General features: G+C 42.7%; 30 protein-coding genes and 1 other annotated feature. All 30 genes read right to left on the minus strand.

Features of this window, described 5'->3' with window-relative positions; genetic code table 11:
• Positions 1–3: 3 nt before the first annotated feature.
• Positions 4–372 carry a 50S ribosomal protein L14 gene (rplN, locus tag H605_RS0105340; protein ID WP_029053268.1) on the minus strand — a complete coding sequence of 123 codons (369 nt, stop codon included), beginning with the start codon at positions 370–372 and terminating at the stop codon, positions 4–6.
• A gap of 38 nt (positions 373–410) precedes the next feature.
• A complete protein-coding gene (gene rpsQ, locus H605_RS0105345; RefSeq protein ID WP_029053269.1) occupies positions 411–674 on the minus strand; it encodes a 30S ribosomal protein S17 in 264 nt (87 codons plus the stop codon).
• 17 nt (positions 675–691) lie between these two features.
• Positions 692–892, minus strand: coding sequence for a 50S ribosomal protein L29 (gene rpmC / locus H605_RS0105350; protein WP_025783856.1), 201 nt, complete (start codon positions 890–892; stop codon positions 692–694).
• Positions 882–1,316: a 50S ribosomal protein L16 gene (gene rplP, locus H605_RS0105355; protein ID WP_029053270.1), complete on the minus strand. Its 435-nt coding sequence runs from the start codon at positions 1,314–1,316 to the stop codon at positions 882–884. Before rplP ends, rpmC begins: the two co-directional genes overlap by 11 nt.
• Before the next feature lies 1 nt (position 1,317).
• On the minus strand, positions 1,318–1,980 hold the full coding sequence (rpsC, locus tag H605_RS0105360; RefSeq protein WP_029053271.1) for a 30S ribosomal protein S3: 663 nt from the start codon (positions 1,978–1,980) through the stop codon (positions 1,318–1,320).
• 3 nt (positions 1,981–1,983) lie between these two features.
• Positions 1,984–2,328 (minus strand): 50S ribosomal protein L22, encoded by a 345-nt coding sequence (rplV, locus tag H605_RS0105365; protein ID WP_037561627.1) that lies wholly within the window; start codon positions 2,326–2,328, stop codon positions 1,984–1,986.
• 20 nt (positions 2,329–2,348) lie between these two features.
• Positions 2,349–2,627: a 30S ribosomal protein S19 gene (gene rpsS, locus H605_RS0105370; RefSeq protein ID WP_029053273.1), complete on the minus strand. Its 279-nt coding sequence runs from the start codon at positions 2,625–2,627 to the stop codon at positions 2,349–2,351.
• A gap of 60 nt (positions 2,628–2,687) precedes the next feature.
• Positions 2,688–3,518 carry a 50S ribosomal protein L2 gene (gene rplB, locus H605_RS0105375; protein WP_029053274.1) on the minus strand — a complete coding sequence of 277 codons (831 nt, stop codon included), beginning with the start codon at positions 3,516–3,518 and terminating at the stop codon, positions 2,688–2,690.
• Positions 3,519–3,551: 33 nt separating this feature from the next.
• Positions 3,552–3,839, minus strand: coding sequence for a 50S ribosomal protein L23 (gene rplW / locus H605_RS0105380; protein ID WP_029053275.1), 288 nt, complete (start codon positions 3,837–3,839; stop codon positions 3,552–3,554).
• A complete protein-coding gene (gene rplD, locus H605_RS0105385) occupies positions 3,839–4,462 on the minus strand; it encodes a 50S ribosomal protein L4 (protein WP_029053276.1) in 624 nt (207 codons plus the stop codon). Before rplD ends, rplW begins: the two co-directional genes overlap by 1 nt.
• A gap of 25 nt (positions 4,463–4,487) precedes the next feature.
• Positions 4,488–5,117 carry a 50S ribosomal protein L3 gene (gene rplC / locus H605_RS0105390; protein ID WP_029053277.1) on the minus strand — a complete coding sequence of 210 codons (630 nt, stop codon included), beginning with the start codon at positions 5,115–5,117 and terminating at the stop codon, positions 4,488–4,490.
• Positions 5,118–5,154: 37 nt separating this feature from the next.
• Complete coding sequence (gene rpsJ / locus H605_RS0105395) at positions 5,155–5,463, minus strand: 30S ribosomal protein S10 (protein ID WP_029053278.1); 309 nt, start codon at positions 5,461–5,463, stop codon at positions 5,155–5,157.
• 361 nt (positions 5,464–5,824) lie between these two features.
• Entirely contained in the window at positions 5,825–7,012 is a 1,188-nt protein-coding gene (tuf, locus tag H605_RS0105400; protein ID WP_029053279.1) for an elongation factor Tu, read from the minus strand.
• A 118-nt stretch (positions 7,013–7,130) separates the two neighbouring features.
• Complete coding sequence (gene fusA / locus H605_RS0105405) at positions 7,131–9,209, minus strand: elongation factor G (RefSeq protein ID WP_029053280.1); 2,079 nt, start codon at positions 9,207–9,209, stop codon at positions 7,131–7,133.
• Positions 9,210–9,256: 47 nt separating this feature from the next.
• Positions 9,257–9,727 (minus strand): 30S ribosomal protein S7, encoded by a 471-nt coding sequence (gene rpsG / locus H605_RS0105410; protein WP_029053281.1) that lies wholly within the window; start codon positions 9,725–9,727, stop codon positions 9,257–9,259.
• A gap of 35 nt (positions 9,728–9,762) precedes the next feature.
• Positions 9,763–10,182 (minus strand): 30S ribosomal protein S12, encoded by a 420-nt coding sequence (rpsL, locus tag H605_RS0105415; RefSeq protein ID WP_029053282.1) that lies wholly within the window; start codon positions 10,180–10,182, stop codon positions 9,763–9,765.
• Between the two features lie 297 nt (positions 10,183–10,479).
• The gene (gene rpoC / locus H605_RS0105420; RefSeq protein ID WP_029053283.1) at positions 10,480–14,073 is read right to left on the minus strand and encodes a DNA-directed RNA polymerase subunit beta'; all 3,594 of its coding nucleotides are present in this window, start codon (positions 14,071–14,073) and stop codon (positions 10,480–10,482) included.
• 181 nt (positions 14,074–14,254) lie between these two features.
• On the minus strand, positions 14,255–17,800 hold the full coding sequence (gene rpoB, locus H605_RS0105425; RefSeq protein WP_198040307.1) for a DNA-directed RNA polymerase subunit beta: 3,546 nt from the start codon (positions 17,798–17,800) through the stop codon (positions 14,255–14,257).
• Positions 17,801–18,021: 221 nt separating this feature from the next.
• Positions 18,022–18,624 carry a class I SAM-dependent methyltransferase gene (locus tag H605_RS0105430; RefSeq protein ID WP_029053285.1) on the minus strand — a complete coding sequence of 201 codons (603 nt, stop codon included), beginning with the start codon at positions 18,622–18,624 and terminating at the stop codon, positions 18,022–18,024.
• An 87-nt stretch (positions 18,625–18,711) separates the two neighbouring features.
• Positions 18,712–19,071 (minus strand): 50S ribosomal protein L7/L12, encoded by a 360-nt coding sequence (gene rplL, locus H605_RS0105435; RefSeq protein WP_029053286.1) that lies wholly within the window; start codon positions 19,069–19,071, stop codon positions 18,712–18,714.
• A gap of 67 nt (positions 19,072–19,138) precedes the next feature.
• Positions 19,139–19,639: a 50S ribosomal protein L10 gene (gene rplJ / locus H605_RS0105440; protein WP_029053287.1), complete on the minus strand. Its 501-nt coding sequence runs from the start codon at positions 19,637–19,639 to the stop codon at positions 19,139–19,141.
• Between the two features lie 30 nt (positions 19,640–19,669).
• Positions 19,670–19,808, minus strand: a sequence feature (ribosomal protein L10 leader region).
• Between the two features lie 40 nt (positions 19,809–19,848).
• Entirely contained in the window at positions 19,849–20,550 is a 702-nt protein-coding gene (gene rplA, locus H605_RS0105445; protein ID WP_029053288.1) for a 50S ribosomal protein L1, read from the minus strand.
• A gap of 121 nt (positions 20,551–20,671) precedes the next feature.
• A complete protein-coding gene (gene rplK / locus H605_RS0105450) occupies positions 20,672–21,097 on the minus strand; it encodes a 50S ribosomal protein L11 (RefSeq protein ID WP_029053289.1) in 426 nt (141 codons plus the stop codon).
• A 170-nt stretch (positions 21,098–21,267) separates the two neighbouring features.
• Entirely contained in the window at positions 21,268–21,804 is a 537-nt protein-coding gene (gene nusG / locus H605_RS0105455) for a transcription termination/antitermination protein NusG (RefSeq protein ID WP_029053290.1), read from the minus strand.
• Between the two features lie 107 nt (positions 21,805–21,911).
• The gene (gene secE / locus H605_RS0105460) at positions 21,912–22,097 is read right to left on the minus strand and encodes a preprotein translocase subunit SecE (RefSeq protein WP_029053291.1); all 186 of its coding nucleotides are present in this window, start codon (positions 22,095–22,097) and stop codon (positions 21,912–21,914) included.
• Positions 22,098–22,153: 56 nt separating this feature from the next.
• A complete protein-coding gene (gene rpmG / locus H605_RS18585) occupies positions 22,154–22,303 on the minus strand; it encodes a 50S ribosomal protein L33 (RefSeq protein ID WP_081657859.1) in 150 nt (49 codons plus the stop codon).
• Positions 22,304–22,383: 80 nt separating this feature from the next.
• Positions 22,384–23,022, minus strand: coding sequence for an RNA polymerase sporulation sigma factor SigH (gene sigH / locus H605_RS0105465; protein ID WP_037561629.1), 639 nt, complete (start codon positions 23,020–23,022; stop codon positions 22,384–22,386).
• 82 nt (positions 23,023–23,104) lie between these two features.
• Positions 23,105–23,620, minus strand: a complete 516-nt coding sequence (locus H605_RS0105470) for an NYN domain-containing protein (protein WP_029053293.1) — start codon at positions 23,618–23,620, stop codon at positions 23,105–23,107.
• Entirely contained in the window at positions 23,617–24,375 is a 759-nt protein-coding gene (rlmB, locus tag H605_RS0105475; RefSeq protein ID WP_029053294.1) for a 23S rRNA (guanosine(2251)-2'-O)-methyltransferase RlmB, read from the minus strand. Before rlmB ends, H605_RS0105470 begins: the two co-directional genes overlap by 4 nt.
• Positions 24,372–24,791, minus strand: coding sequence for a Mini-ribonuclease 3 (locus tag H605_RS0105480; protein WP_029053295.1), 420 nt, complete (start codon positions 24,789–24,791; stop codon positions 24,372–24,374). The genes rlmB and H605_RS0105480 overlap by 4 nt, the downstream gene beginning before the upstream one ends.
• Positions 24,792–24,795: the final 4 nt, after the last annotated feature.

The following is a 24,795-nucleotide window of genomic DNA, read 5'->3' on the forward strand; positions in this document are numbered from 1 at the left end:
GAATTAAAGAACTTCTGGAGCAAGTGAAATAATTTTCATGAAGTTACTGTCGCGTAGTTCGCGAGCAACTGGTCCGAAAATACGTGTTCCACGTGGCCCTTTATCATCACGAATAATAACGCAAGCATTCTCATCGAATGTAATGTATGAACCGTCTTTACGACGAACACCACTTTTCGTACGAACAATGACGGCTTTAACGACGTCACCCTTCTTAACAACGCCACCTGGTGTTGCCTTCTTAACCGTAACAACAACTACGTCACCGATGTTAGCTACTTTACGACCTGATCCGCCTAGTACTTTAATTGTTAGTACTTCGCGTGCACCAGAGTTGTCAGCAACTTTCATTCTACTTTCCTGTTGAATCATCGAGGTTACCTCCTTCCGAAATCTGGGTTAAAAACCTATTAGATGATGATCGCTTTTTCAACGACTTCTAGAAGACGGAAACGCTTAGTTGCCGATAATGGACGAGTTTCCATAATACGAACAACATCGCCGATTTTCGCTTCGTTTAGCTCATCATGAACTTTAAGTTTCTTAGAGTACTTTACACGCTTACCGTATAAAGAATGTTTTTTGTATGTTTCTACCATTACCGTTACGGTTTTATCCATTTTATCGGAAACCACACGGCCTGTGTATACTTTGCGCTGGTTACGCTCAGTCATGGCTGCAACCTCCTTCATCAGTTATTTGCACTGATTTCTCTTTGTCGTATTACAGTTTTCATGCGCGCAATCGATTTGCGTACTTCACGGATGCGTGCAGTGTTTTCTAATTGACCTGTCGCTAACTGGAAGCGAAGGTTGAAAAGCTCTTCTTTAAGTGATTTCACTTTTTGCTCGATCTCTGCAGTTGTTAAGTCACGAATTTCATTAGCTTTCATTAGACTCACCACCAATTTCTTGTCGTTTTACAAACTTGCTTGTTACAGGAAGTTTGTGCGATGCAAGTCTAAGTGCCTCACGAGCAACCTCTTCTGAAACACCTGCAATTTCGAACATTACTCTACCAGGTTTCACAACTGCAACCCAGCCTTCTACAGCACCTTTACCGGAACCCATCCGGACTTCTAGAGGCTTTTTAGTATATGGTTTGTGCGGGAAAATATTGATCCATACTTTACCGCCACGTTTCATGTAACGAGTCATAGCAATACGAGCAGATTCAATCTGACGGTTTGTGATCCAACTTGCTTCTAGAGCTTGAAGACCATACTCACCAAATTGAACTGTAGCGCCACCTTTTGTTTCACCACGCATTTTCCCACGGAATACACGACGATGTTTTACACGTTTAGGCATTAACATATTATTTGCCTCCTTCCCCAGAGTTCTTCTTAACTTTTACTGGAAGGACTTCACCACGATAAATCCATACCTTTACGCCAAGCTTACCATAAGTAGTATCAGCTTCAGCATGTGCATAATCTATATCTGCACGTAATGTATGAAGAGGGACAGTTCCTTCACTGTAGTGTTCTGCACGAGCGATATCAGCACCGCCAAGACGACCAGACACTTGTGTTTTAATTCCTTTTGCGCCAGAACGAATAGTACGTTGAATCGCTTGTTTCTGTGCACGACGGAATGATACACGACTTTCTAATTGACGAGCGATTGATTCTGCGACTAATCTCGCATCCAAATCAGCGCGTTTGATTTCTACGATGTTGATGTGTACACGCTTGCCTGTGATTTCGTTAAGTTGCTTACGAAGTGTTTCTACTTCGGAACCACCTTTACCGATAACCATACCTGGCTTTGCAGTGTGGATTGTAATGTTAACACGCTTAGCAGCACGCTCAATTTCAACTTTTGAAACTGAAGCTTCGATAAGACGCTTTTCAATGTATTCACGGATTTTTAAGTCTTCATGTAGTAAGGACGCATAGTCTTTTTCCGCGTACCATTTTGAGTCCCAGTCACGGATGACGCCTACACGGAGTCCATTAGGATGTACTTTTTGGCCCACTAATTACCCCTCCTTCTTTTCAGATACCACTAATGTGATGTGGCTTGTACGTTTGTTAATCGCACTTGCACGACCTTGTGCGCGTGGACGGAAACGTTTCATTGTTGGTCCTTCATCTACGAATACTTCACTGACGATTAAGTTCTCAGTATCCATTTCGTAGTTATGTTCAGCGTTTGCAATTGCTGATTTCAATAATTTTTCCACGACTGGAGATGCCGCTTTAGGCGTAAGTCGTAGAATAGCCATAGCTTCACCTATATTCTTGCCGCGAATAAGATCAACGACCAAACGAACTTTGCGAGAAGCAATACGGACTGTGCGTACAGATGCTTTAGCTTGTTGCATCAGGATAACCTCCTCTCAAATTAGCGTTTTGTTTTCTTATCGTCGGCACCATGGCCTCTGTATGTGCGTGTAGGTACGAATTCACCTAGTTTGTGACCTACCATATCTTCTGTTACATAGACAGGAACGTGTTTACGCCCATCATATACTGCAATCGTTAATCCGATGAAAGTCGGGAAGATTGTTGAACGGCGTGACCATGTTTTAATAACCTGTTTCTTTTCTGAGTTTTTTTGTGCGTCAACCTTTTTTAGTAAATGGTCATCTGCAAAAGGTCCTTTTTTCAAGCTGCGGCCCATTCTGGAACCTCCTTCCGAGTATGTACTACGGTCCATCTACTGAACCGCAGTGCAATAACATTATTTTTTACGACGACGAACGATAAGTTTATCTGATTTATTGTTCTTCGTGCGTGTCTTGAATCCAAGAGTTGGTTTACCCCAAGGAGTAACAGGACTTGGACGACCGATTGGTGTACGTCCTTCACCACCACCGTGTGGGTGATCGTTAGGGTTCATTACAGATCCACGGACAGTTGGACGTTTGCCTAACCAACGTGAACGACCTGCTTTACCAATGTTGATCAATTCGTGTTGCTCGTTACCAACTTGACCGATTGTAGCACGGCAAGTAGCAAGAATCATACGAACTTCTCCTGATTGTAGACGAATGATGACGTATTTGCCTTCGCGTCCTAGTAACTGAGCTGAAGTTCCTGCTGAACGAACTAATTGTCCGCCTTTGCCTGGCTTCATTTCAATATTGTGAATCGTAGAACCCATAGGGATGTTCTCTAGTGGTAGAGCATTTCCTACACGGATATCCGCTTCAGGTCCTGAGATGATTGTGGAACCTACTGTCAATCCTTTAGGAGCAAGGATGTATTTCTTTTCACCATCTGCATAGTTGATTAATGCGATGTTTGCTGAACGGTTTGGATCATATTCGATCGTAGCAACGCGTCCTGGAATGCCATCTTTCCGACGTTGGAAATCGATGACACGGTATTGGCGCTTATGTCCTCCACCTTGGTGACGAACTGTCATTCTACCTTGGTTGTTACGTCCGCCTTTACGCTTGACTGGTGCAAGCAATGATTTTTCTGGTTTGCTAGCTGTAATCTCAGCAAAATCAGAAGAAGTCATGTTACGACGTCCGTTGGAGGTAGCTTTGTACTTCTTAATCGCCATTTTGTGTTCCCTCCTTCATTTAGTATGAGTTAATTACATTTCAAAAAGTTCGATATCTTTGGAATCAGTAGTTAATGTAACAATTGCCTTACGGCGTTTGTTTGTATAACCAGCATGTTTCCCCATACGCTTGAACTTACCTTTGTAGTTCATAACGTTAACTTTTTCAACTTTAACACCGAAGATTTCTTCAATAGCTTGTTTCACATGCGTTTTGTTCGCGCGTGTATCAACTTCGAATGTATATTTTCTTAAGTCTTCCATTTGTTCAGAAGAACGCTCGGTAATGACCGGACGTTTCAGAATATCACGTGCTTCCATTAACCAAGCACCTCCTCGACTTTTTCTATTGCTGCTTTTGTCATAACTAGCTGGTCATGTCCGACTAGGTCAAGAACATTAATACCATTCGCTGAAATGACGCTGATTCCTGGAATATTACGGGCAGACAATGCTACCGATTCTTCTAGATCAGCTGTAACAAATAATGCTTTCTTAGTGATTGAAAGGTCTTCAAGCACTTTAACAAAGCCTTTTGTTTTTGGTGCATCAAATGCTAAGTTTTCTAGAACGATTAGTTCTTCAGCTGCTACTTTCGTAGAAAGAGCGGATAGAAGTGCTAAACGGCGAACTTTCTTAGGCATTTTATAGCTGTAACTACGCGGTGATGGACCGAATACGATACCGCCTCCACGCCATTGTGGTGATCTGATTGAACCTTGACGAGCACGACCTGTACCCTTTTGACGCCACGGTTTACGACCGCCGCCTGCTACTTCCGCGCGAGTTTTAACCTTGTGGTTACCTTGGCGTAAAGAGGCTTGTTGTTGAACAATTGCTTCGAATAATACTGCTTCATTCGGCTCGATTCCAAAAATCGCATCGTTTAGTTCGATGTCGCCGACAGCAGAACCTGTTTGACTTACTACAGATACTTTAGGCATTCCTGTTTCCTCCTTTCTGTTTTACTCAGTTTCCTTTGATAGCACTTTTCACTTGTACAAGTGATTTACGAGCTCCAGGAACGTTACCTTTTACTAATAACAAGTTGCGCTCAGCGTCAACTCGAACGATTTCAACGTTTTGGATCGTTACTGTTTTGCCACCAGTACGTCCAGGTAGTTTTTTCCCTTTGAATACGCGTTGTGCATCGACTGCTCCAAGTGAACCTGGCGCGCGATGGAAACGTGATCCGTGAGTCATTGGTCCACGTGAGTAACCGTGGCGCTTAATAACACCTTGGAATCCTTTACCTTTTGAAACTCCTGTAATGTCTACTACTTCGCCTTCTGCGAATGTATCGACTTTGACTTCCTGACCAACTTCGTATGCACTAACGTCAGCTCCGCGAACTTCGCGAATGAAGCGCTTAGGTGCAGTGTTAGCTTTTGCTACGTGGCCTTGTTCCGGCTTGTTTGAAAGCTTTTCACGTTTATCATCAAATCCTAGTTGGATTGACTCGTAGCCGTCTGTTTCTATTGTCTTCTTTTGAAGAACAACGTTTGGAGCAGCTTCAATCACTGTTACTGGGATTAGATCGCCGTTTTCAGCAAATACTTGCGTCATTCCGACTTTTCTTCCTAAGATTCCTTTGGTCATTAGTCACACCTCCTGTAATATTGTTTAATTTTATGTTTTATAGTTTAATTTCGATGTCGACGCCTGACGGTAAATCAAGCTTCATAAGTGCATCCACCGTTTGTGGCGTTGGATTCACGATATCAATTAAACGTTTGTGTGTACGCATTTCAAATTGCTCACGTGAATCTTTATATACGTGAACAGAACGCAATACCGTGTAAACTGATCTTTCAGTTGGCAACGGAATTGGACCTGAAACACTAGCTCCAGAACGTTTAGCCGTTTCAACAATCTTTTCAGCTGACTGATCGATCATTCTGTGATCGTAAGCTTTTAATCTAATACGAATCTTTTGTTTTGCCATTACTTTCCCTCCCTTTCGCCTATTTTCTAGACAATTCTCCACGAAAATTTTCCTTACACGCGCCATGGCAAAGCGGCCGGGTGTATCGGTAACCTCTCGCTTCATCGCAGTCAAAGACCAACATTCAACATTATACATAATATAAGAGGATTGTGCAACCCTTTTGAAGAAATTAGTTTAACTTTTAATCCGTTTACTATCCTACCACCTTCCCTCGCGATTTGCACGTGATTTGAAGTCCACTTATAGAATCTTGTTCACAGTTTCCTATAAAACGGTTTTAAACACTTTTCGATATATGTCGTTAACTTTAGTCTCGCGAAAAACAAAAAATCCCGCCTCAAGGGCGGGATCCAAAAAATTATTTTGTGATTGTTGCTACAACGCCAGCTCCAACTGTACGTCCACCTTCACGGATTGAGAATTTAGTACCTTCTTCAATCGCGATAGGAGAAATAAGTTCAACTGTCATTTCAACGTTATCTCCAGGCATAACCATTTCTACGCCTTCAGGAAGTTGAATGATACCTGTTACGTCAGTTGTACGGAAGTAGAACTGAGGACGGTAGTTTGAGAAGAATGGAGTGTGACGTCCACCTTCTTCTTTTGATAGAACATAAACTTCAGATTTGAACTGAGTGTGTGGAGTGATTGTACCTGGCTTAGCAAGAACTTGTCCACGCTCGATATCTTCACGAGCTACACCACGAAGAAGAGCTCCGATGTTATCGCCAGCTTCTGCATAGTCAAGAAGCTTACGGAACATCTCTACACCTGTTACAGTTGTAGATTTTGGTTCTTCAGCAAGACCGATGATGTCAACAACATCTCCGACTTTAACTACTCCACGCTCAACACGTCCTGTTGCTACTGTACCACGGCCTGTGATTGAGAATACGTCCTCAACCGGCATCATGAATGGCTTTTCAGTATCGCGTGTTGGAGTTGGGATATAGTCATCTACAGCTTGCATAAGTTCGATGATTTTTTCTTCCCACTCAGGCTCGCCTTCAAGAGCTTTAAGAGCTGAACCTTTGATTACTGGAATATCATCACCAGGGAAGTCATACTCAGAAAGAAGTTCGCGAATTTCCATCTCTACTAATTCAAGTAGTTCTTCGTCATCTACCATGTCACATTTGTTCATGAAGACAACTAGGTAAGGAACACCTACTTGACGTGAAAGAAGGATGTGCTCACGAGTTTGTGGCATCGGGCCATCAGCAGCAGATACTACTAAGATTCCGCCGTCCATTTGTGCAGCACCAGTGATCATGTTTTTAACATAGTCAGCGTGACCTGGGCAGTCAACGTGTGCGTAGTGACGCTTGTCAGTTTCGTACTCTACGTGTGAAGTACTGATTGTAATTCCACGCTCTTTTTCTTCAGGTGCGTTATCAACGTCAGCGTATGACTTTGCTTCTCCACCTTGTGCTTTAGAAAGAACTGTTGCGATTGCAGCAGTCAAAGTTGTTTTACCATGGTCAACGTGACCAATTGTTCCTACGTTTGCGTGCTCCTTGGAGCGGTCGAATTTTTCTTTAGCCATTTTAGAGGTCCTCCCTTAATTTGAACAAGTTTAGTTTTTTTAGTATGGAAGCCGAAAGCGTCCCCTCGACTATCCATATCTTACAAGTATTACTTATAGGAAACAAGGATGAACTTGATTATTCACCTTTGTTTTTCTTGATTACTTCTTCAGCAATAGATTTTGGAAGTTCTTCATAGTGATCAAACACCATTGAGAATACTCCTCGTCCTTGCGTGTTTGAACGTAGAGATGTTGCATAACCGAACATTTCAGCAAGTGGAACCATCGCACGCACTACTTGTGCGTTACCACGAGCTTCCATACCTTCTACACGGCCACGGCGTGATGTAATGTCACCCATGATATCGCCCATGTACTCTTCCGGAATGATAACTTCTACTCTCATTGTCGGTTCAAGAATTACAGGATTACATTTCGATGCAGCATTTTTCAAAGCCATTGACGCAGCGATCTTAAATGCCATCTCGTTGGAGTCAACGTCATGGTAAGATCCGTCAAACAGGCGTGCTTTGACATCAATTAAAGGATATCCAGCTAAAATACCGTTATCTAATGAATCACGAACTCCTGCTTCAACTGCTGGGATGTATTCACGAGGAACAGATCCACCAACAACGTTATTCACGAATTCGAAACCTTTACCTTCTTCGTTTGGACCAAATTCGATCCATACGTGACCAAACTGTCCACGTCCACCTGATTGACGAACGAATTTACCTTCGACTTCAGCTGACTGACGGAATGTTTCGCGGTAAGAAACTTGTGGTGCACCCACGTTTGCTTCCACTTTAAATTCACGACGTAGACGGTCGACGATAATATCCAAGTGAAGCTCACCCATACCTGCGATGATTACTTCTCCTGTTTCTTGATCTGTGTGTGCACGGAATGTTGGATCTTCTTCTTGTAACTTACCAAGAGCTTGACCCATTTTATCTTGGTCTGCTTTTGTTTTCGGTTCGATTGCTACAGAGATAACCGGCTCAGGGAATTCCATTGATTCAAGAATGATCAATTGTTTCTCGTCACATAATGTGTCTCCAGTAGTTGTATCTTTCAAACCAACAGCAGCAGCGATTTCACCCGCGTGAACTTCAGAAATCTCTTCACGGCTGTTTGCGTGCATTTGTAGGATACGTCCTACGCGCTCACGCTTGCCTTTTGTAGAGTTTGTTACATAAGAACCCGCTTGAAGAATTCCTGAGTAGATACGGAAGAATGTAAGCTTCCCTACGTAAGGATCCGTCATAACTTTAAATGCTAAAGCGGAGAATGGTGCTTCATCAGTTGACTCACGCACTTCATCTTGTTCAGTTTCAGGGTTAAAGCCCATCATAGGTGGTACATCAAGTGGTGATGGTAAGTAGTCTACTACCGCATCTAGTACTAGTTGTACACCTTTGTTTTTGAAAGCAGTACCACAAACAACAGGGTAGAATTCTACTGCCAACGTAGCTTTACGAATAGCTGTTGTAATTTCTTCTGTTGTAAGCTCTTCGCCGCCAAGATATTTTTCCATAAGATCTTCATCGAAATCTACAATAGCTTCAATTAGGCTCTCACGGTATTTATTAGCTAGTTCAAGATGTTCAGCAGGAATTTCTTCCACTGTAATATCTGTCCCTAGATCGTTTGGATACATAGTTGCCTTCATTTCGATTAAGTCGATAATTCCTGAGAAGTTATCTTCCGCACCGATCGGCAATTGAATAGGGTGTGCATTCGCTTGTAGGCGTTCACGTAGTGTTCCTACTGAATAAAGGAAATCAGCACCTGTCTTATCCATTTTGTTTACGAATACGAGACGTGGTACTTTGTAGTTTGTCGCCTGGCGCCAAACTGTCTCTGTTTGCGGTTCAACCCCTGATTGTGCATCAAGTACCGCTACAGCACCATCCAATACACGAAGTGAACGTTCAACTTCAACTGTGAAGTCTACGTGTCCAGGTGTATCAATGATGTTTACGCGGTGACCTTTCCATGCTGCTGTTGTAGCAGCAGAAGTAATCGTAATTCCGCGTTCTTGCTCTTGCTCCATCCAGTCCATTTGTGATGCACCTTCGTGCGTTTCACCAATCTTGTGGATTTTACCTGTGTAAAAAAGGATCCGCTCTGTTGTCGTTGTCTTACCAGCGTCAATGTGAGCCATGATACCAATGTTACGAGTATTCTCTAGTGAGAACTCTCTAGCCATTTTGTAATCTCCTTCCGTTTCGGATTACTGCTATTGTTTATCCGACCTTACCAGCGATAGTGAGCGAATGCTCTGTTGGCTTCAGCCATTTTATGCATTTCTTCACGGCGTTTAACAGAAGCACCTGTGTTGTTTGATGCATCAAGAATTTCGTTCGCTAGACGTTCCTCCATTGTTTTCTCTCCACGTGTACGTGAATAGTTTACAAGGTAACGAAGGCCTAGAGTAGAACGACGTTCAGGGCGTACTTCAACCGGTACTTGATAGTTAGCTCCACCTACACGGCGAGCGCGCACTTCAAGAACTGGCATTACATTATTTAAAGCTGCTTCGAATACTTCAATTGGCTCTTGTCCAGAACGTTCTTTAACAATTTCGAACGCTCCATAAAGAATCTTTTGAGAAGTACCTTTCTTACCGTCTACCATCATTTTGTTGATAAGGCGGCTTACAAGCTTGGAATTATAAATCGGATCAGGTAGTACATCACGTTTTGTTACAGGACCTTTACGAGGCATAATTAGTTCCTCCTTTCAATATTGTTAGTTTTGTATTACTTCTTAACTTTAGGCTTTTTAGCTCCATACATCGAACGGCTTTGCATACGGCCAGTAACTCCAGCTGTATCAAGTGCTCCACGTACGATATGGTAACGAACACCCGGTAAGTCTTTTACGCGTCCTCCGCGGATTAGTACCACACTGTGTTCTTGCAAGTTGTGGCCTTCACCTGGAATATATGCGTTTACTTCCAATGTATTAGTTAAACGAACACGAGCATACTTACGTAGTGCCGAGTTCGGCTTCTTAGGAGTCATAGTACCAACACGTGTACAAACACCTCTTTTTTGTGGTGAGTTCACGTTTGTCATAGACTTTTTAAAGCTGTTATAGCTTTTTCCTAGAGCCGGTGACTTAGAGTTTTCCGACTTCGATTTACGAGGTTTACGGACTAATTGATTAATTGTAGGCATCAGGTTGTTCCTCCTTCCGAGTTTTTTATAATACCACACACCCAGGTGGTTCATTTTTAAGTAAAAACAAAGTTCTTGTGCGTGCACACACAAAAACGGGTGACAGTAACTCCAGAGATCTCTGCTTACTGTAATTTTATAATGATGATTGCTTATCGCCTTGCACTTATTCAAAAGAACATTTTTTCTTTCTGAAAAGTTAACGGTCAACAACTATCAACCTTTTGTATATTATCATCTCTACAGTGACTTGTCAACAAATTTAAGAAATAAACGGGAACGATGTCCCGTTTATTTTTATTCTGCTGTAATAGTCTCTTCTACTTCATCACGTTGCATTGTAATTTGGCGGTATCTCTGCATTCCAGTACCTGCAGGGACCAATTTACCAATAATGACGTTTTCTTTCAGTCCTAGCAACTCATCTGTTTTACCTTTAATCGCTGCATCAGTAAGAACTCTAGTTGTTTCTTGGAACGATGCGGCCGACAAGAATGATTCAGTTTCAAGTGAAGCTTTCGTAATTCCGAGAATTACCGGACGTGAAGTAGCCGGGACTTTACCTGCTAACAACACTTTTGCGTTCGCTTCAGAGAATTGGTGGATATCCAGTAATGAACCTGGAAGAAGATCAGTATCTCCCGCTTCAATCACCCGGACTTTACGAAGCATTTGGCGTACCATTACTTCAACGTGCTTATCACCAATTTCTACACCTTGCATTCGATAAACTTTTTGAACTTCTTTCAACAGATACTCTTGTACAGTGGAAACGTCTTTTATTACGATTAATTGTTTAGGGTCAATAGAACCTTCTGTAATCGTTTGTCCACGCTCAACCATATCGCCTACTTCTACGCTTAAACGCGCATTGTACAACGTAGGATATTTACGTGTTTCGACTTCACCTTCAATAGTAATCTCTTTCATGCCTTCACGGATTTCATCAATTTCAATAACAGTACCTGCAATTTCAGAAATAACCGCTACACCTTTCGGGTTCCGCGATTCGAAAATCTCCTGAATACGTGGAAGACCTTGTGTAATATCATCTCCGGCTACTCCACCTGTGTGGAATGTACGCATCGTTAACTGTGTTCCTGGTTCTCCGATAGATTGTGCTGCAATGATTCCCACTGCTTCTCCCACTTCTACCGTTTCTCCAGTAGCTAAGTTGATGCCGTAACATTTTTTACATACGCCGTGTTTCGTATTACATGTAAACGCAGAGCGAATCGTCACTTCTTCGATACCGGCTTGAATTACTAAGTTCGCTATGTCCGCAGTAATTAAACCGTTTTTCGCCAGAATGACTTCACCTGTTTCCGGATGCTTAATCGTCTTCTTCGTATGACGACCTTCAATCCGCTCAAACAATGTTTCGATCATTTCATTTCCTTCGGTTAATGCAGTGATGGCTAGACCGCGGTCTGTTCCGCAATCTTCTTCACGAACAATAACGTCTTGCGCTACGTCTACGAGACGACGAGTCAAGTAACCTGAGTCAGCTGTCTTCAGTGCTGTATCGGCAAGACCTTTACGCGCACCGTGTGTCGAGATAAAGTACTCGAGTACCGTCAGTCCTTCACGGAAAGAAGACTTAATTGGAAGCTCGATAATCCGTCCAGCCGGGTTGGCCATTAGTCCACGCATACCAGCAAGTTGTGTAAAGTTTGATGCGTTACCACGCGCTCCAGAGTCACTCATCATGAAGATTGGGTTTTCAATATCCAATGAATCCATTAGCTTATTCTGGATGACGTCTTTCGCATGGCTCCAATAAGAGATGACACGATCATATCGCTCTTCTTCGGTAATCAAACCGCGTCGGAACTGTTGCGTGACTTTATCAACTTTTCCTTGCGCTTCATGAAGAATTTCTTCTTTATTCGGCAAGACCACAATATCGGAAATACCGATCGTGATTCCAGCGCGAGTAGAATATTTAAATCCTAGGTTTTTCATTCTATCCAACATTCTAGAAGTTTCTGTAATGTGGAAGCGACGGAAGATTTCCGCGATAATTTCCCCAAGGATTGCTTTTTTGAATGGAGTGATTAATTCCGCTTCTTGCAAGTGTTCCTTAACATTAACTGTACCGTCTATGAAATACTTCCCAGGCGTTTCCACTTGTAAATTTTCATTCGTCGGTTCGTTAATGTACGGGAACGTTTCCGGTAAAATCTCGTTGAAAATGATTTTACCTACCGTCGTTAACAACAGCTGACTATTTTGCTTATCCGTAAACGTTGGATTGTTAATACTGCCAGCCTGAACCGCGATGCGGGAATGCAAGTGAACGTGTCCTGTTTGATAGGCGATTAACGCTTCATTCGGATCACTGAACACAGAACCTTCTCCAGCTGCGTTTTTACGCTCGACTGTTAAGTAATAGTTTCCAAGTACCATATCCTGTGAAGGAGTAACAACTGGTTTCCCGTCTTTCGGGTTCAAAATATTTTGAGCAGCCAGCATCAATAGACGCGCTTCAGCTTGTGCTTCAGCAGATAGCGGTACGTGAACAGCCATTTGGTCACCATCGAAGTCAGCGTTATAAGCTGTACATACGAGCGGGTGCAACGTAATAGCGCGTCCTTCAACCAGTATCGGTTCGAACGCCTGGATTCCCAGACGGTGAAGTGTCGGTGCCCGGTTAAGAAGTACTGGGTGTTCTTTGATGACGTCTTCTAGTACATCCCATACTTCAGAATGAAGACGTTCGATCTTACGTTTCGCACTCTTAATGTTATGTGCCAAGTTGCGTTCTACTAATTCTTTCATAACAAACGGCTTAAATAGCTCGATCGCCATTTCCTTAGGCAGACCACATTGGTACATTTTTAAGTTAGGGCCTACTACGATAACCGAACGACCAGAATAGTCTACACGTTTACCAAGTAAGTTCTGACGGAAACGCCCTTGCTTACCTTTTAGCATATGAGAAAGGGATTTCAATGGACGGTTACCCGGACCCGTTACAGGTCTTCCGCGACGGCCATTGTCTACAAGTGCATCTACTGCCTCTTGAAGCATACGCTTCTCGTTCTGAACGATGATGCCAGGCGCCCCTAGATCCAATAGTCGTTTTAGGCGGTTGTTCCGGTTAATAACCCTACGATAAAGATCATTCAAATCAGATGTTGCAAAACGTCCACCATCTAGCTGTACCATTGGACGCAATTCAGGAGGAATGACAGGAAGCACTTCCAATACCATCCATTCCGGACGGTTTCCGGAGTTACGGAACGATTCCACAACTTCCAGACGTCGGATTGCGCGTGTACGACGCTGACCTTGTACTGTTTTCAACTCTTCTTTCAATGAATCTGTTTCTTTATCCAAGTCGATTGCACGAAGTAGTTGCTCGATTGCTTCCGCTCCCATTGCAGCTTGGAATTTAGAGCCGTACTTTTCACGGTATAGGCGGTATTCTTTTTCAGAAAGCAATTGCTTGCGCTCAAGTGGCGTATCTGCCGGTTCGACAACTACGTAAGACGCGAAGTAGATAATCTCTTCCAACGCACGTGGTGTCATGTCCAGGATCAAGCCCATACGGCTAGGAATTCCTTTGAAGTACCAAATATGCGTGACAGGTGCTGCAAGCTCGATGTGACCCATTCGTTCACGACGTACTTTTTGACGCGTTACTTCTACTCCACAACGATCACACACGACGCCCTTATAACGAACTCGCTTATATTTACCACAGTGACATTCCCAGTCTTTCGTTGGACCGAATATTCTCTCGCAGAACAATCCGTCTTTCTCCGGTTTTAGTGTACGGTAATTAATAGTTTCAGGTTTTTTCACTTCTCCATACGACCAAGAACGAATCTTGTCAGGTGAAGCAAGGCCAATTTTCATATACTCAAAATTATTAACATCTATCAAGGAGCCAACCTCCCTTTAGTCTAATCGCCATAACGGCTTATCAGTCAACTTAACTTGTAGTAGTGCATTCACGTAAGACGTTCGTCTTACTGAATAGAATAGAAGAGGGTGCTCGAAGCCCTCTTCTATTCATTTTTTGTTTGTTTTTTTGTATTTCAGATCAGCGCTTTTCGCTTTTAGTTTAGGCGATCGGTTGATCTTCTTTCATCAAGTTCAATGCGTCAGTTGGTTGCAAGTCTTCTTCATCATCTAGATCACGAAGCTCAATTTCCTCAAAGTCTTCCGTCAACATTTTCACGTCTAATCCTAAACTCTGAAGTTCTTTGATTAGTACTTTGAATGATTCCGGCACCCCTGGTTGAGGTACGCTATCTCCTTTGACAATCGCTTCATATGTTTTCACACGACCTACGACGTCATCAGATTTGACTGTTAAGATTTCTTGCAATGTATAAGCGGCACCATAAGCTTCTAGTGCCCATACTTCCATTTCCCCGAAACGCTGTCCACCGAACTGGGCTTTACCGCCAAGTGGCTGCTGTGTAACGAGTGAGTATGGTCCAGTAGAACGCGCGTGCAATTTATCATCTACCATGTGGGCAAGTTTGATTAAGTACATAACTCCGACTGATACGCGGTTATCAAATGGTTCACCTGAACGGCCATCGTATAGCATAGTTTTACCGTCACGGTTCATACCAGCTTCTTCCATTGTAGCCCAAACATCTTCCTCGTTCGCACCGTCAAATACAGGAGAAGCAGTGTGAATACCCAGACTACGTGCAGCCATGCCAAGGTGCATTTCAAGGACCTGTCCGATATTCATACGTGATGGAACACCAAGTGGATTCAACATGACGTCGATTGGTGTACCGTCTGGAAGGAACGGCATTTCTGACTCAGGTAAGATCCGGGAAATAACACCCTTGTTACCGTGGCGTCCTGCCATCTTATCTCCAACAGAGATTTTACGCTTCTGTACGATATATACCCGTACCAACTGGTTAACTCCTGGTGATAACTCATCGCCATCTTCACGGTTAAAGACTTTAACATCCAGAACGATTCCGCCTGCCCCGTGAGGTACACGTAATGATGTATCGCGAACTTCGCGTGCTTTTTCCCCAAAGATTGCGTGTAGAAGACGTTCTTCAGCAGTCAATTCTGTAACTCCCTTAGGCGTTACTTTACCGACCAAGATATCGCCATCGCGAACTTCTGCACCGATACGGATAATTCCTCTGTCGTCCAAGTTGCGCAATGCATCTTCTCCGACGTTTGGAATATCACGCGTGATTTCTTCTGGCCCAAGCTTGGTATCACGTGCTTCCGACTCATATTCTTCAATATGAACAGATGTGAATACATCATCTTTTACCAGACGCTCACTCATGATAATCGCATCTTCATAGTTATAGCCATCCCATGTCATGAATGCAGTTAGAACGTTACGGCCAAGCGCAAGTTCTCCCTGTTCCATCGACGGTCCGTCCGCAAGAATATCAAGCGGTTTTACACGATCGCCAACTTTGACAATCGGACGTTGGTTATAGCAAGTTCCCTGGTTCGAACGAATGAATTTGGACAAACGACAAACGACAAGGTCACCTTTGACTTCTTTTCCGCCCACTTCTTCAATACGGCGAATACGAATTTCCTTCGCTTCTACGTGTTCTACGATACCGTGGTATTTAGAAACAACAGCCGCTCCTGAATCACGTGCAGAAATATGTTCCATACCTGTACCAACAAGTGGTGCTTCTGGATTTAATAAAGGAACTGCTTGACGTTGCATGTTCGCACCCATCAACGCACGGTTAGAGTCATCATTTTCTAAGAATGGAATACATGCAGTAGCTGCTGACACAACTTGCTTAGGTGAGACGTCCATATAGTCCATTTGTTCGCGGCGGAATACAGTGTTATCCCCTTGGAAACGTCCTACCACGCCTTCATTAGTAAATGATCCGTCTTCTTCAAGCAGTGCGTTTGCTTGTGCCACTACATAGTTATCTTCAATATCTGCTGTTAGATAATCAATTTGCGAGGTAACGCGACCCGTTTCAGGATCTACTTTACGATATGGCGTCTCAATGAAACCAAATTTATTCACTTTTGCAAATGTAGACAACGAGTTAATCAGTCCAATGTTCGGCCCCTCTGGCGTTTCGATTGGACACATACGACCATAGTGAGAGTAGTGAACGTCACGAACTTCCATTCCTGCTCGTTCACGAGTCAAACCACCAGGTCCCAGTGCAGATAGACGACGCTTATGCGTCAATTCAGCCAGTGGATTTGTTTGGTCCATGAACTGAGAAAGCTGTGAACTTCCGAAAAACTCTTTAATTGATGCAATAACAGGACGGATATTGATCAATTGTTGAGGTACTATAGATTGCGTGTCATTGATGGACATTCTCTCTTTAACCACACGTTCCATACGAGAAAGACCGATACGGAATTGGTTTTGAAGTAATTCACCAACAGAACGCAAACGACGATTACCAAGATGGTCAATATCATCCGTGTTTCCTACACCATGTAAGAGGTTAAAGAAATAGCTGATAGATGCAACGATATCTGAAGGGGTAATATGCTTAATAGACTCGTCTACTTCAGCGTTGGAAATAACATTAATCACTTGTTTCTCTTCACTTTTCGGTGCGTAAATCTTTAGCGTCTGGATCACCATTGGTTCTTCCAATATAGACCCTACATGTTCGATCGACTCAGTATTGATACCTTGAGATAAAAACGGTAGTAATTTATCCAATGTACGTCGGTCGATTAGCTGATCTTTTTCCACTAAAATCTCGCCTGTTTCAGGGTCGACAAGTGTTTCAGCAGCTGTTTGATTGAACAGTCGATTTTGCAAGTGAAGCTTTTTATTCATTTTATAACGACCGACATTCGCTAGATCATAGCGCTTCGGATCGAAGAATCGTGAATACAAAAGACTTCTTGCGCTGTCTAGTGTTGGTGGCTCACCTGGACGAAGTCGCTCATAGATTTCAAGCATCGCTTTTTCTGAAGTCTCGGTATTATCTTTTTCTAATGAATTCCGTAAATATTCATTGTCACCGATTAAATCGATAATTTCTTGATCAGTAGAGAAGCCTAATGCACGTAATAAAACAGTGATTGGCAACTTACGAGTACGGTCGATACGGACATGTACTACGTCTTTTGCATCTGTTTCATACTCCAGCCACGCTCCACGGTTCGGAATAACAGTAGCGCCAAATCCACGCTTACCGTTTTTGTCCGTCTTATCATTATAGTAAACACTTGGCGAACGAACGAGCTGTGAAACGATAACACGCTCCGCTCCGTTAATAATGAACGTTCCGTTTTCAGTCATAAGCGGGAAGTCTCCCATGAAAACGTCCTGTTCCTTCACATCGCCGGTTTCTTGATTATGAAGACGTACTTTTACACGAAGTGGTGCGGCATATGTCACATCGCGCTCTTTTGATTCGTCTACTGGATATTTTGGTTCACCCAGTTTGTAATCGATAAATTCCAAAGATAAGTTACCTGTGAAATCCTGGATAGGCGAAATATCCCGGAACATTTCACGTAACCCTTCTTCTAAGAACCACTCGTAAGACGCCGTTTGAATTTCAATCAAATTCGGCAGATCGAGTACTTCTTTGATTCGCGCGAAACTTCTACGCTGACGATGTTGACCATACTGAACTAAATGACCTGTCAACTCATTCACCCCTCATTAAGACAATATTAGTTTTTTGCAAAATCAGAAATTCCGCTGTGACTTCGAAAAAACAAAAAGAAAACGAGTTCCGACAAGAGCTCATTTTCGATTTCACAATCTTTATCCAAACATCAATATGCCTTTTTCTCTAACACATCACACAAAAGGGCATACAGCTGCAATATAAATATTTATGCATTTAATAATGCTACTACACGATGTAGTTCCTGTCAATCTTTTTTAGCCACCAAAATAAAGTAGCCTTTTTTCTTGGCAACCGTATCCACATTACCAAACAACTTCTTCAAGTGATCCACCGTAGACGGAGCTCCTTGCTTCTTTTGAATGACAACCCATAATTCCCCTCCTGAAGCCAATTTCGCATAAGCGCCGTCGTAGAACGAAAACACCGTACGCTTACCTGCTCTAATAGGAGGATTCGTTATAATCGCAGCAAAATCATTTGATTGAACTTGATTGACTCCACTACTTTCATAAATTTGTACATTAGTGATCTTGTTTTGTTGGGCATTTGTTCTAGAAAGAGCCAACGCTCGCTCATTAACGTCCACCATATGGACAAGCCGTTCTGGGAAATCCGATGCAATAGACAACGCGATTGGCCCATAGCCGCAACCTATTTCCAACAAGTCTCCCCCGATGGTTGGCTCTTTAAACGTTTCGGCGAGTAATTTTGATCCTTCATCTATGCTGCCTTTACTGAATACACCAGCATCTGTTGTGAAAGAGAATACTTTATTACGAATCTCAGCTCTCCATTGCTTGGGGGCACTTGAAGCTTGAGGACTTTTTGAATAATAATGCTCTCCCATACATACACCTCCTGCGTAGAGTTACAATATCTGTATATGAAGAAAAAAGCCCGTCAAATAGACGGGCTTTTCTCAGGGAAATAGAAATTACTTAATTTCTATAGATGCGCCAACTTCTTCAAGTTTAGCTTTCATTTCTTCTGCTTCTTCTTTAGATGCTGCTTCTTTAACAGCTTTAGGAGCTTCGTCTACAAGAGCTTTAGCTTCTTTCAAGCCTAGGCCAGTGATTTCACGAACAGCTTTGATAACTTTGATCTTTTGATCTCCAGCTGATGCAAGGATTACGTCGAATTCAGTTTGCTCTTCAGCTGCTTCTGCAACTGCTCCAGCTGCTGCAACTGGTGCTGCTGCTGTTACGCCGAATTCTTCTTCGATTGCTTTAACAAGGTCGTTTAGTTCAAGAATTGTCATTTCTTTAATTGCGTCTAAAATTTGTGCATTAGTCATTTTAAGTTCCTCCTGGAATGTTGTATTTAACCGGCCAATTTGTTCCGGTCACTGTCAAAATGCGAAATTAAGCACCTTGCTCTTCTTTTTGTTCTGCAACTGCTTTTGTAGCAAGTGCAAAGTTTCGTACTGGCGCTTGAAGAACGCTGAGTAGCATAGATAGTAGACCATCGCGAGATGGTAGAGTAGCCAATGCTTTCATTTCTTCAGCTGATGCAACGTTTCCTTCGATCACACCCGCTTTAATTTCAAGCTTTTCATTCTTTTTAGCAAACTCGTTTAAGATTTTAGCTGGCTCTATTACTTCTTCTGTAGAGAAAGCTATAGCGTTTGGACCTGTAAGGTTTTCGTTCAAGCCTTCTAGTCCTGCAACTACCGCCGCACGACGCACCATAGAGTTTTTATAAACTTTGAACTCGATGCCTGCTTCACGAAGTTGTTTACGCAATTCTGTAACTTGTGCAACCGTAAGACCACGGTAATCGACAACTACTACAGATGCTGCTCCTTGTAACTTCTCAGCGACTTCTGAAACTACTGCTTGTTTAGCTTCTAAAATTTTGCTCATGTTGACACCTCCTGGTAATTAGGGTCACTTATACCGATATAAAAAGCCCTCAATGTCTAAGACATGAGGGCAGAAAAGTCGTCATCTTTAAAAAAGAGCGTCTTGTCCTCGGCAGGAGCATTAAGTGGCAAGCCACACCTGCTGTCTTCGGTACAAATGGTTATCATCATAACAAGCGTAATCTTAACAGATCACTTTGCGCTTGTCAATTATTTTTTAACAGTAACGCTTGACGGATCTACTTTAACAGCAGGACCCATAGTTGTCGTAACGTTTACTGATTTCATGAATGTTCCTTTTGATGATGCTGGTTTAGCTTTTTGAATCGTATCAAAGATAGTCAAGAAGTTTTCTTCCAACTTCTCGTTGTCAAAAGATACTTTCCCGATTGGCGCGTGGATAATTCCAGCTTTGTCCGCACGGTATTCAACTTTACCTGCTTTGATTTCTTCAACAGCTTTCGTTACGTCGAATGTTACTGTGCCTGTTTTCGGGTTCGGCATAAGACCTTTTGGTCCAAGAACGCGACCAATCTTACCAACCTCACCCATCATGTCAGGTGTAGCAACGATTACGTCGAAATCGAACCAACCTTGTTGAATTTTAGCAATTAGTTCTGCGTCGCCTACGTAGTCTGCGCCTGCAGCTTCTGCTTCTTTAACTTTATCACCTTTAGCGAATACTAATACGCGTTGAGTTTTACCAGTACCGTTCGGAAGCACTACTGCTCCACGGATTTGCTGATCGTTTTTACGTGTATCAATACCAAGACGGAAAGCCACTTCAACTGTTGCATCAAAATTAGTAGTAGTTGTCTTTTTAGCAAGTTCAATTGCTTCTTGCGCAGTGTATGTAGCTGTGCGATCTACAAGCTTCGCTGCATCTACGAATTTTTTACCTCTTTTAGCCATCAGAATTTTCCTCCTCATTTGTGGTTTTAACGGATTAAACCTCCCACTTAATGAAGGCTGCGAATCTCAATCGACCGCAGCCTTCACCTTCAAACAATTGCTTTATTATGAAAAAACAAAATCAGTCTTCGATTTTGAATCCCATACTGCGAGCAGTACCTTCGACCATTGCCATCGCCGCTTCAACTGACGCCGCGTTTAAGTCTGGCATCTTTTGTTCTGCGATTTCTCTAACTTTATCACGCTTAACTGTAGCAACTTTGTTTTTATTAGGCTCACCTGAACCCTTTTGAACGTTTGCTGCAACCTTCAGCAATACTGCTGCTGGCGGAGTTTTTGTGATGAATGTAAATGAACGGTCCTCGAATACTGAGATTTCAACTGGAATAATTAGACCAGCTTGATCTGCTGTACGAGCGTTAAATTCTTTACAGAATCCCATAATGTTAACACCTGCTTGACCTAATGCCGGCCCTACCGGTGGTGCTGGATTTGCTTTACCAGCTGGAATTTGCAATTTCACTACTTTAGTAACTTTTTTAGCCACGAGACACACCTCCTTAAGTCCGTGATGTGGTCATTGGGTTGCCCCTCCCACTCAAATATGTGCCTGCCGACAATGTCGGTAGAATTGGTTAATCCGTACAGACTAAGTCTGACCTTTGAAATGATACCACCATTACACAGATTTGGCAAGTGGAAAATCCCCATTATCCATCAATCCATTTTTTCTACTTGGTCGAACGAAAGCTCCATCTTCGTTTCGCGTCCGAACATGTCGACGCTTACGACAACTTTACCTTTGTCCATTTCAATCTCTTCCACTTTACCTTCAAAGTGAGCAAACGGCCCTTCAAGCACCGTCACACTTTCGCCTACTCCGAAATCGATATCTACGCGCTGTTCTTTTACACCCATTTGTTTTAGGATGAATTCTACTTCTTCCGGCAATAATGGAGTAGGTTTCGCTCCACCACCCGAAGAACCAATAAATCCAGTAACACCCGGCGTATTGCGCACAACGTACCAAGAGTCATCCGTCATGATTAATTCCACCAAGACATAGCCTGGAAACGTTTTACGCATAACTGTTTTCTTTTTACCATCTTTAATATCCGTCTCTTCTTCTTCTGGAATGACGACACGGAATATTTTGTCTGACATGCCCATTGTCTCGACACGTTTTTCAAGATTAGCCTTTACTTTGTTCTCATACCCTGAGTACGTGTGCACAACGTACCAATTTTTATCCATTTCCATGACATTGAGGACTATGCGTCCGTCCCTCCCTTAAATTAAAGCTGAAAAAACCCGTTCATTCATCAAAACGGGATATTCTCACGCTATTCATACTTTATTTATTACAGATTAGTGTACCATTTCATTACTCCGGAGATACCTAGATCCACTACGAAGAAGTAAACCGCCATGAAAATAACCGTCGAAATAACGACTACGGTATACTTCGTTAATTCTTTACGTTTCGGCCAGCTAACTTTCCGCATTTCCGAAACGACTTTTTTCAAAAAATCCGTAATCTTGCCCATTCTTCTCCAACCCTTCCGAATGACATAGCGTTCTGACTCAAACTCTATGTAACTGGTCAAATGGTTTGCTTATGCAATGTATGCGCATTGCAATGACTGCAAAACTTCTTTATACTCATTCTTCCCTCGCGACCGTTGTTACTAGCGGGTAAAGAATAGTTTCGCGAACCACATATCTCACAGCTTAAAGTTATTTTTTTCGTCATTTAATTCACCTAATTCAAGACAATAGTCTTGCTAAAGAGTACCATTTAACCAACGACATGTCAATTTACATTCGATTTGTTTAACGTACCAGATCCATCGCCATCGAGTGTTCCAGTTTGCGTTTGATCCGTTGTAAAGCATTATCTATTGATTTCACTTGACGATTCAGCACTTCAGAAATTTCGCGATAGGATTGACCTTCTAAGTACAATGTTAATACTTCTCTTTCCAATCCACTCAGCACTTTATTCATCTCTTTTTCCATGAATGTGAAGTTTTCTTTATGAATTATCAAATCTTCAGGGTCATCTAATGTAGAGCCCGCTATGATATCGAGCAACGTTCGCTCTTGATCTTCATCATACATTGGCTTGTCCAACGAAATAGACGTATTAAGCGGAATATGTTTTTGACGCGTGGCAGTTTTAATAGCTGTAATAATTTGTCGCGTAATACACAGCTCAGCAAAGACTTTAAAAGAGCTTAATCTATCAGGACGGAAATCACGTATCGCTTTATAGAGTCCGATCATTCCTTCTTGCATGATATCTTCACGATCTCCACCAATAATGAAATATGTTCTTGCTTTCATCCGGACAATAGGCTGAAATTTGGTAATTAAAAAATCCAATACATCCGAATTCCCCAGATGGATCAACTCCACCATTTCTTCATCAGATAGTTTAGAAAACCTATTTTTACTCTTCACTTTTTCCATGTCCCGCACCAACCTCTCCACCCCAGAGTACTAATTGGATTTATATGTCAGTATAGACGTGGTATTTTTTCACGTCAACTACTCATTTTCCACCACGTCTCATTTTTTCAAATTCCGCTGCCACTTCATCCGTCAGAGGAATCTTTGATAGAGGCCTTTGTTCTAATGAATCTTTTAACCTTTGCGCAATTACACGATCTACTTCTTTCATGGCAACTTCCAACTCTCGTGCAGAGATGCGAAGTGCACCTTGGGCAAACACTACCCATTGTTCCACAAGATCGGAAGTAGCTACATGAATTTGCGTCAAGCGATTGGATAATTGGGATACCAATTTTTCAATCCGTTCATCCGCCGTTTCGTTCTCTCGTGTAAAGACAACTTCCACACGGTATTGTTTTTTCCGTTTTTCGATACCCGGTACTAGGTGGGCATCAAATATCACGATGACACGCCATCCCCGGTTAGCTTGGAATTCCGCCATCCTCTCAATAAGTCGATCACGCGCTTGCGCAAAATCTTCCTGTTTCAGTTGTTGCAGTTCAGGCCACGCACCGATGATGTTGTATCCATCAACGAGCAGCACATCTTTCTTCATGATGTAGCCTGAGCGGATTGACGCTTTCGTAGAACTTCATACATCAACAATGCCGCCGCTACCGAAGCATTTAAAGACGTAACTTTTCCAACCATCGGCAAACTATAAAGGAAATCGCATCTCTCTCGTAAAATGCGTGACATTCCTTTTCCTTCACTGCCAATAATGACAGCTAAAGGCAACGTGGCATCCATATGGCGATAATCTGTGGAGTTGGAAGCATCTGTTCCCGCAATCCAAACCCCTTGCTTCTTGAGCTCGTCCACAGTTTGAGATAAATTATTCACTCGCACAACCGGTATATGTTCAATCGCACCTGTTGACGCTTTCGCCACCACACCTGTCAACCCAACAGCGCGTCTCTTTGGAATGATGATGCCATGAACACCCGAAGCATCCGCTGTTCGTAAGATAGAACCCAAATTATGCGGATCTTCTAACTCATCCAGAATGATGAAGAACGGATCTTCCTGCCTCTCTTTAGCGATTGTGAATAAGTCTTCCAACTCCGCGTAATCATAAGCAGCAACCGAAGCAAGAATTCCTTGGTGACTCAGATCCGTCATACCATCTAATTTCTGCTTCGGTGCTGTCTGCACAACTACTCCTGCTTCTTTAGCAAGCTTCATTATTTCACCGATACTTTTCTTATTGACGCCTTCTGCTACCCAGATTTTATTCAACTGTCTGCCCGAACGCAGTGCTTCCACAACAGGGTTTCTTCCACCAATCATTTCAATCTCTAGCTCCGTCATGCTTTCTCCTCCTCAGGATGCTCCACTAGTCGAATCGCCGTTTCTATCAGTTCAGCCAGACGTTCTTGCCGATCCAATAAATGTACATACCCGAGAACTGCTTCGAATGCAGAGCTATAATTATACGTAGTAACATCAGTGTTTTTAGGGACGGATCCCGCTTTCGCATTGCGACCACGACGCATCACCGCTAATTCTTCTTCTGTGAGAATTTGCCGATCTCTCATCGTTAAGATGATTCGCGCCTGCGCCTTTGCAGAAACAAAGCGCGTAGCTTCCTTATGCAAGATTTGCGGTTTCACACGTCCGTGGCGTAGTAAATGCTCTCTGATCGCCGTTTCATATACGGCATCGCCCATATAAGCAAGAGCAAGTGCATTGAGTTGTTTAACGTCTATTTCACGTAAATTCTCCACACTG

The organism is Sporosarcina ureae DSM 2281, from assembly GCF_000425545.1.
GTDB lineage: Bacteria > Bacillota > Bacilli > Bacillales_A > Planococcaceae > Sporosarcina > Sporosarcina ureae.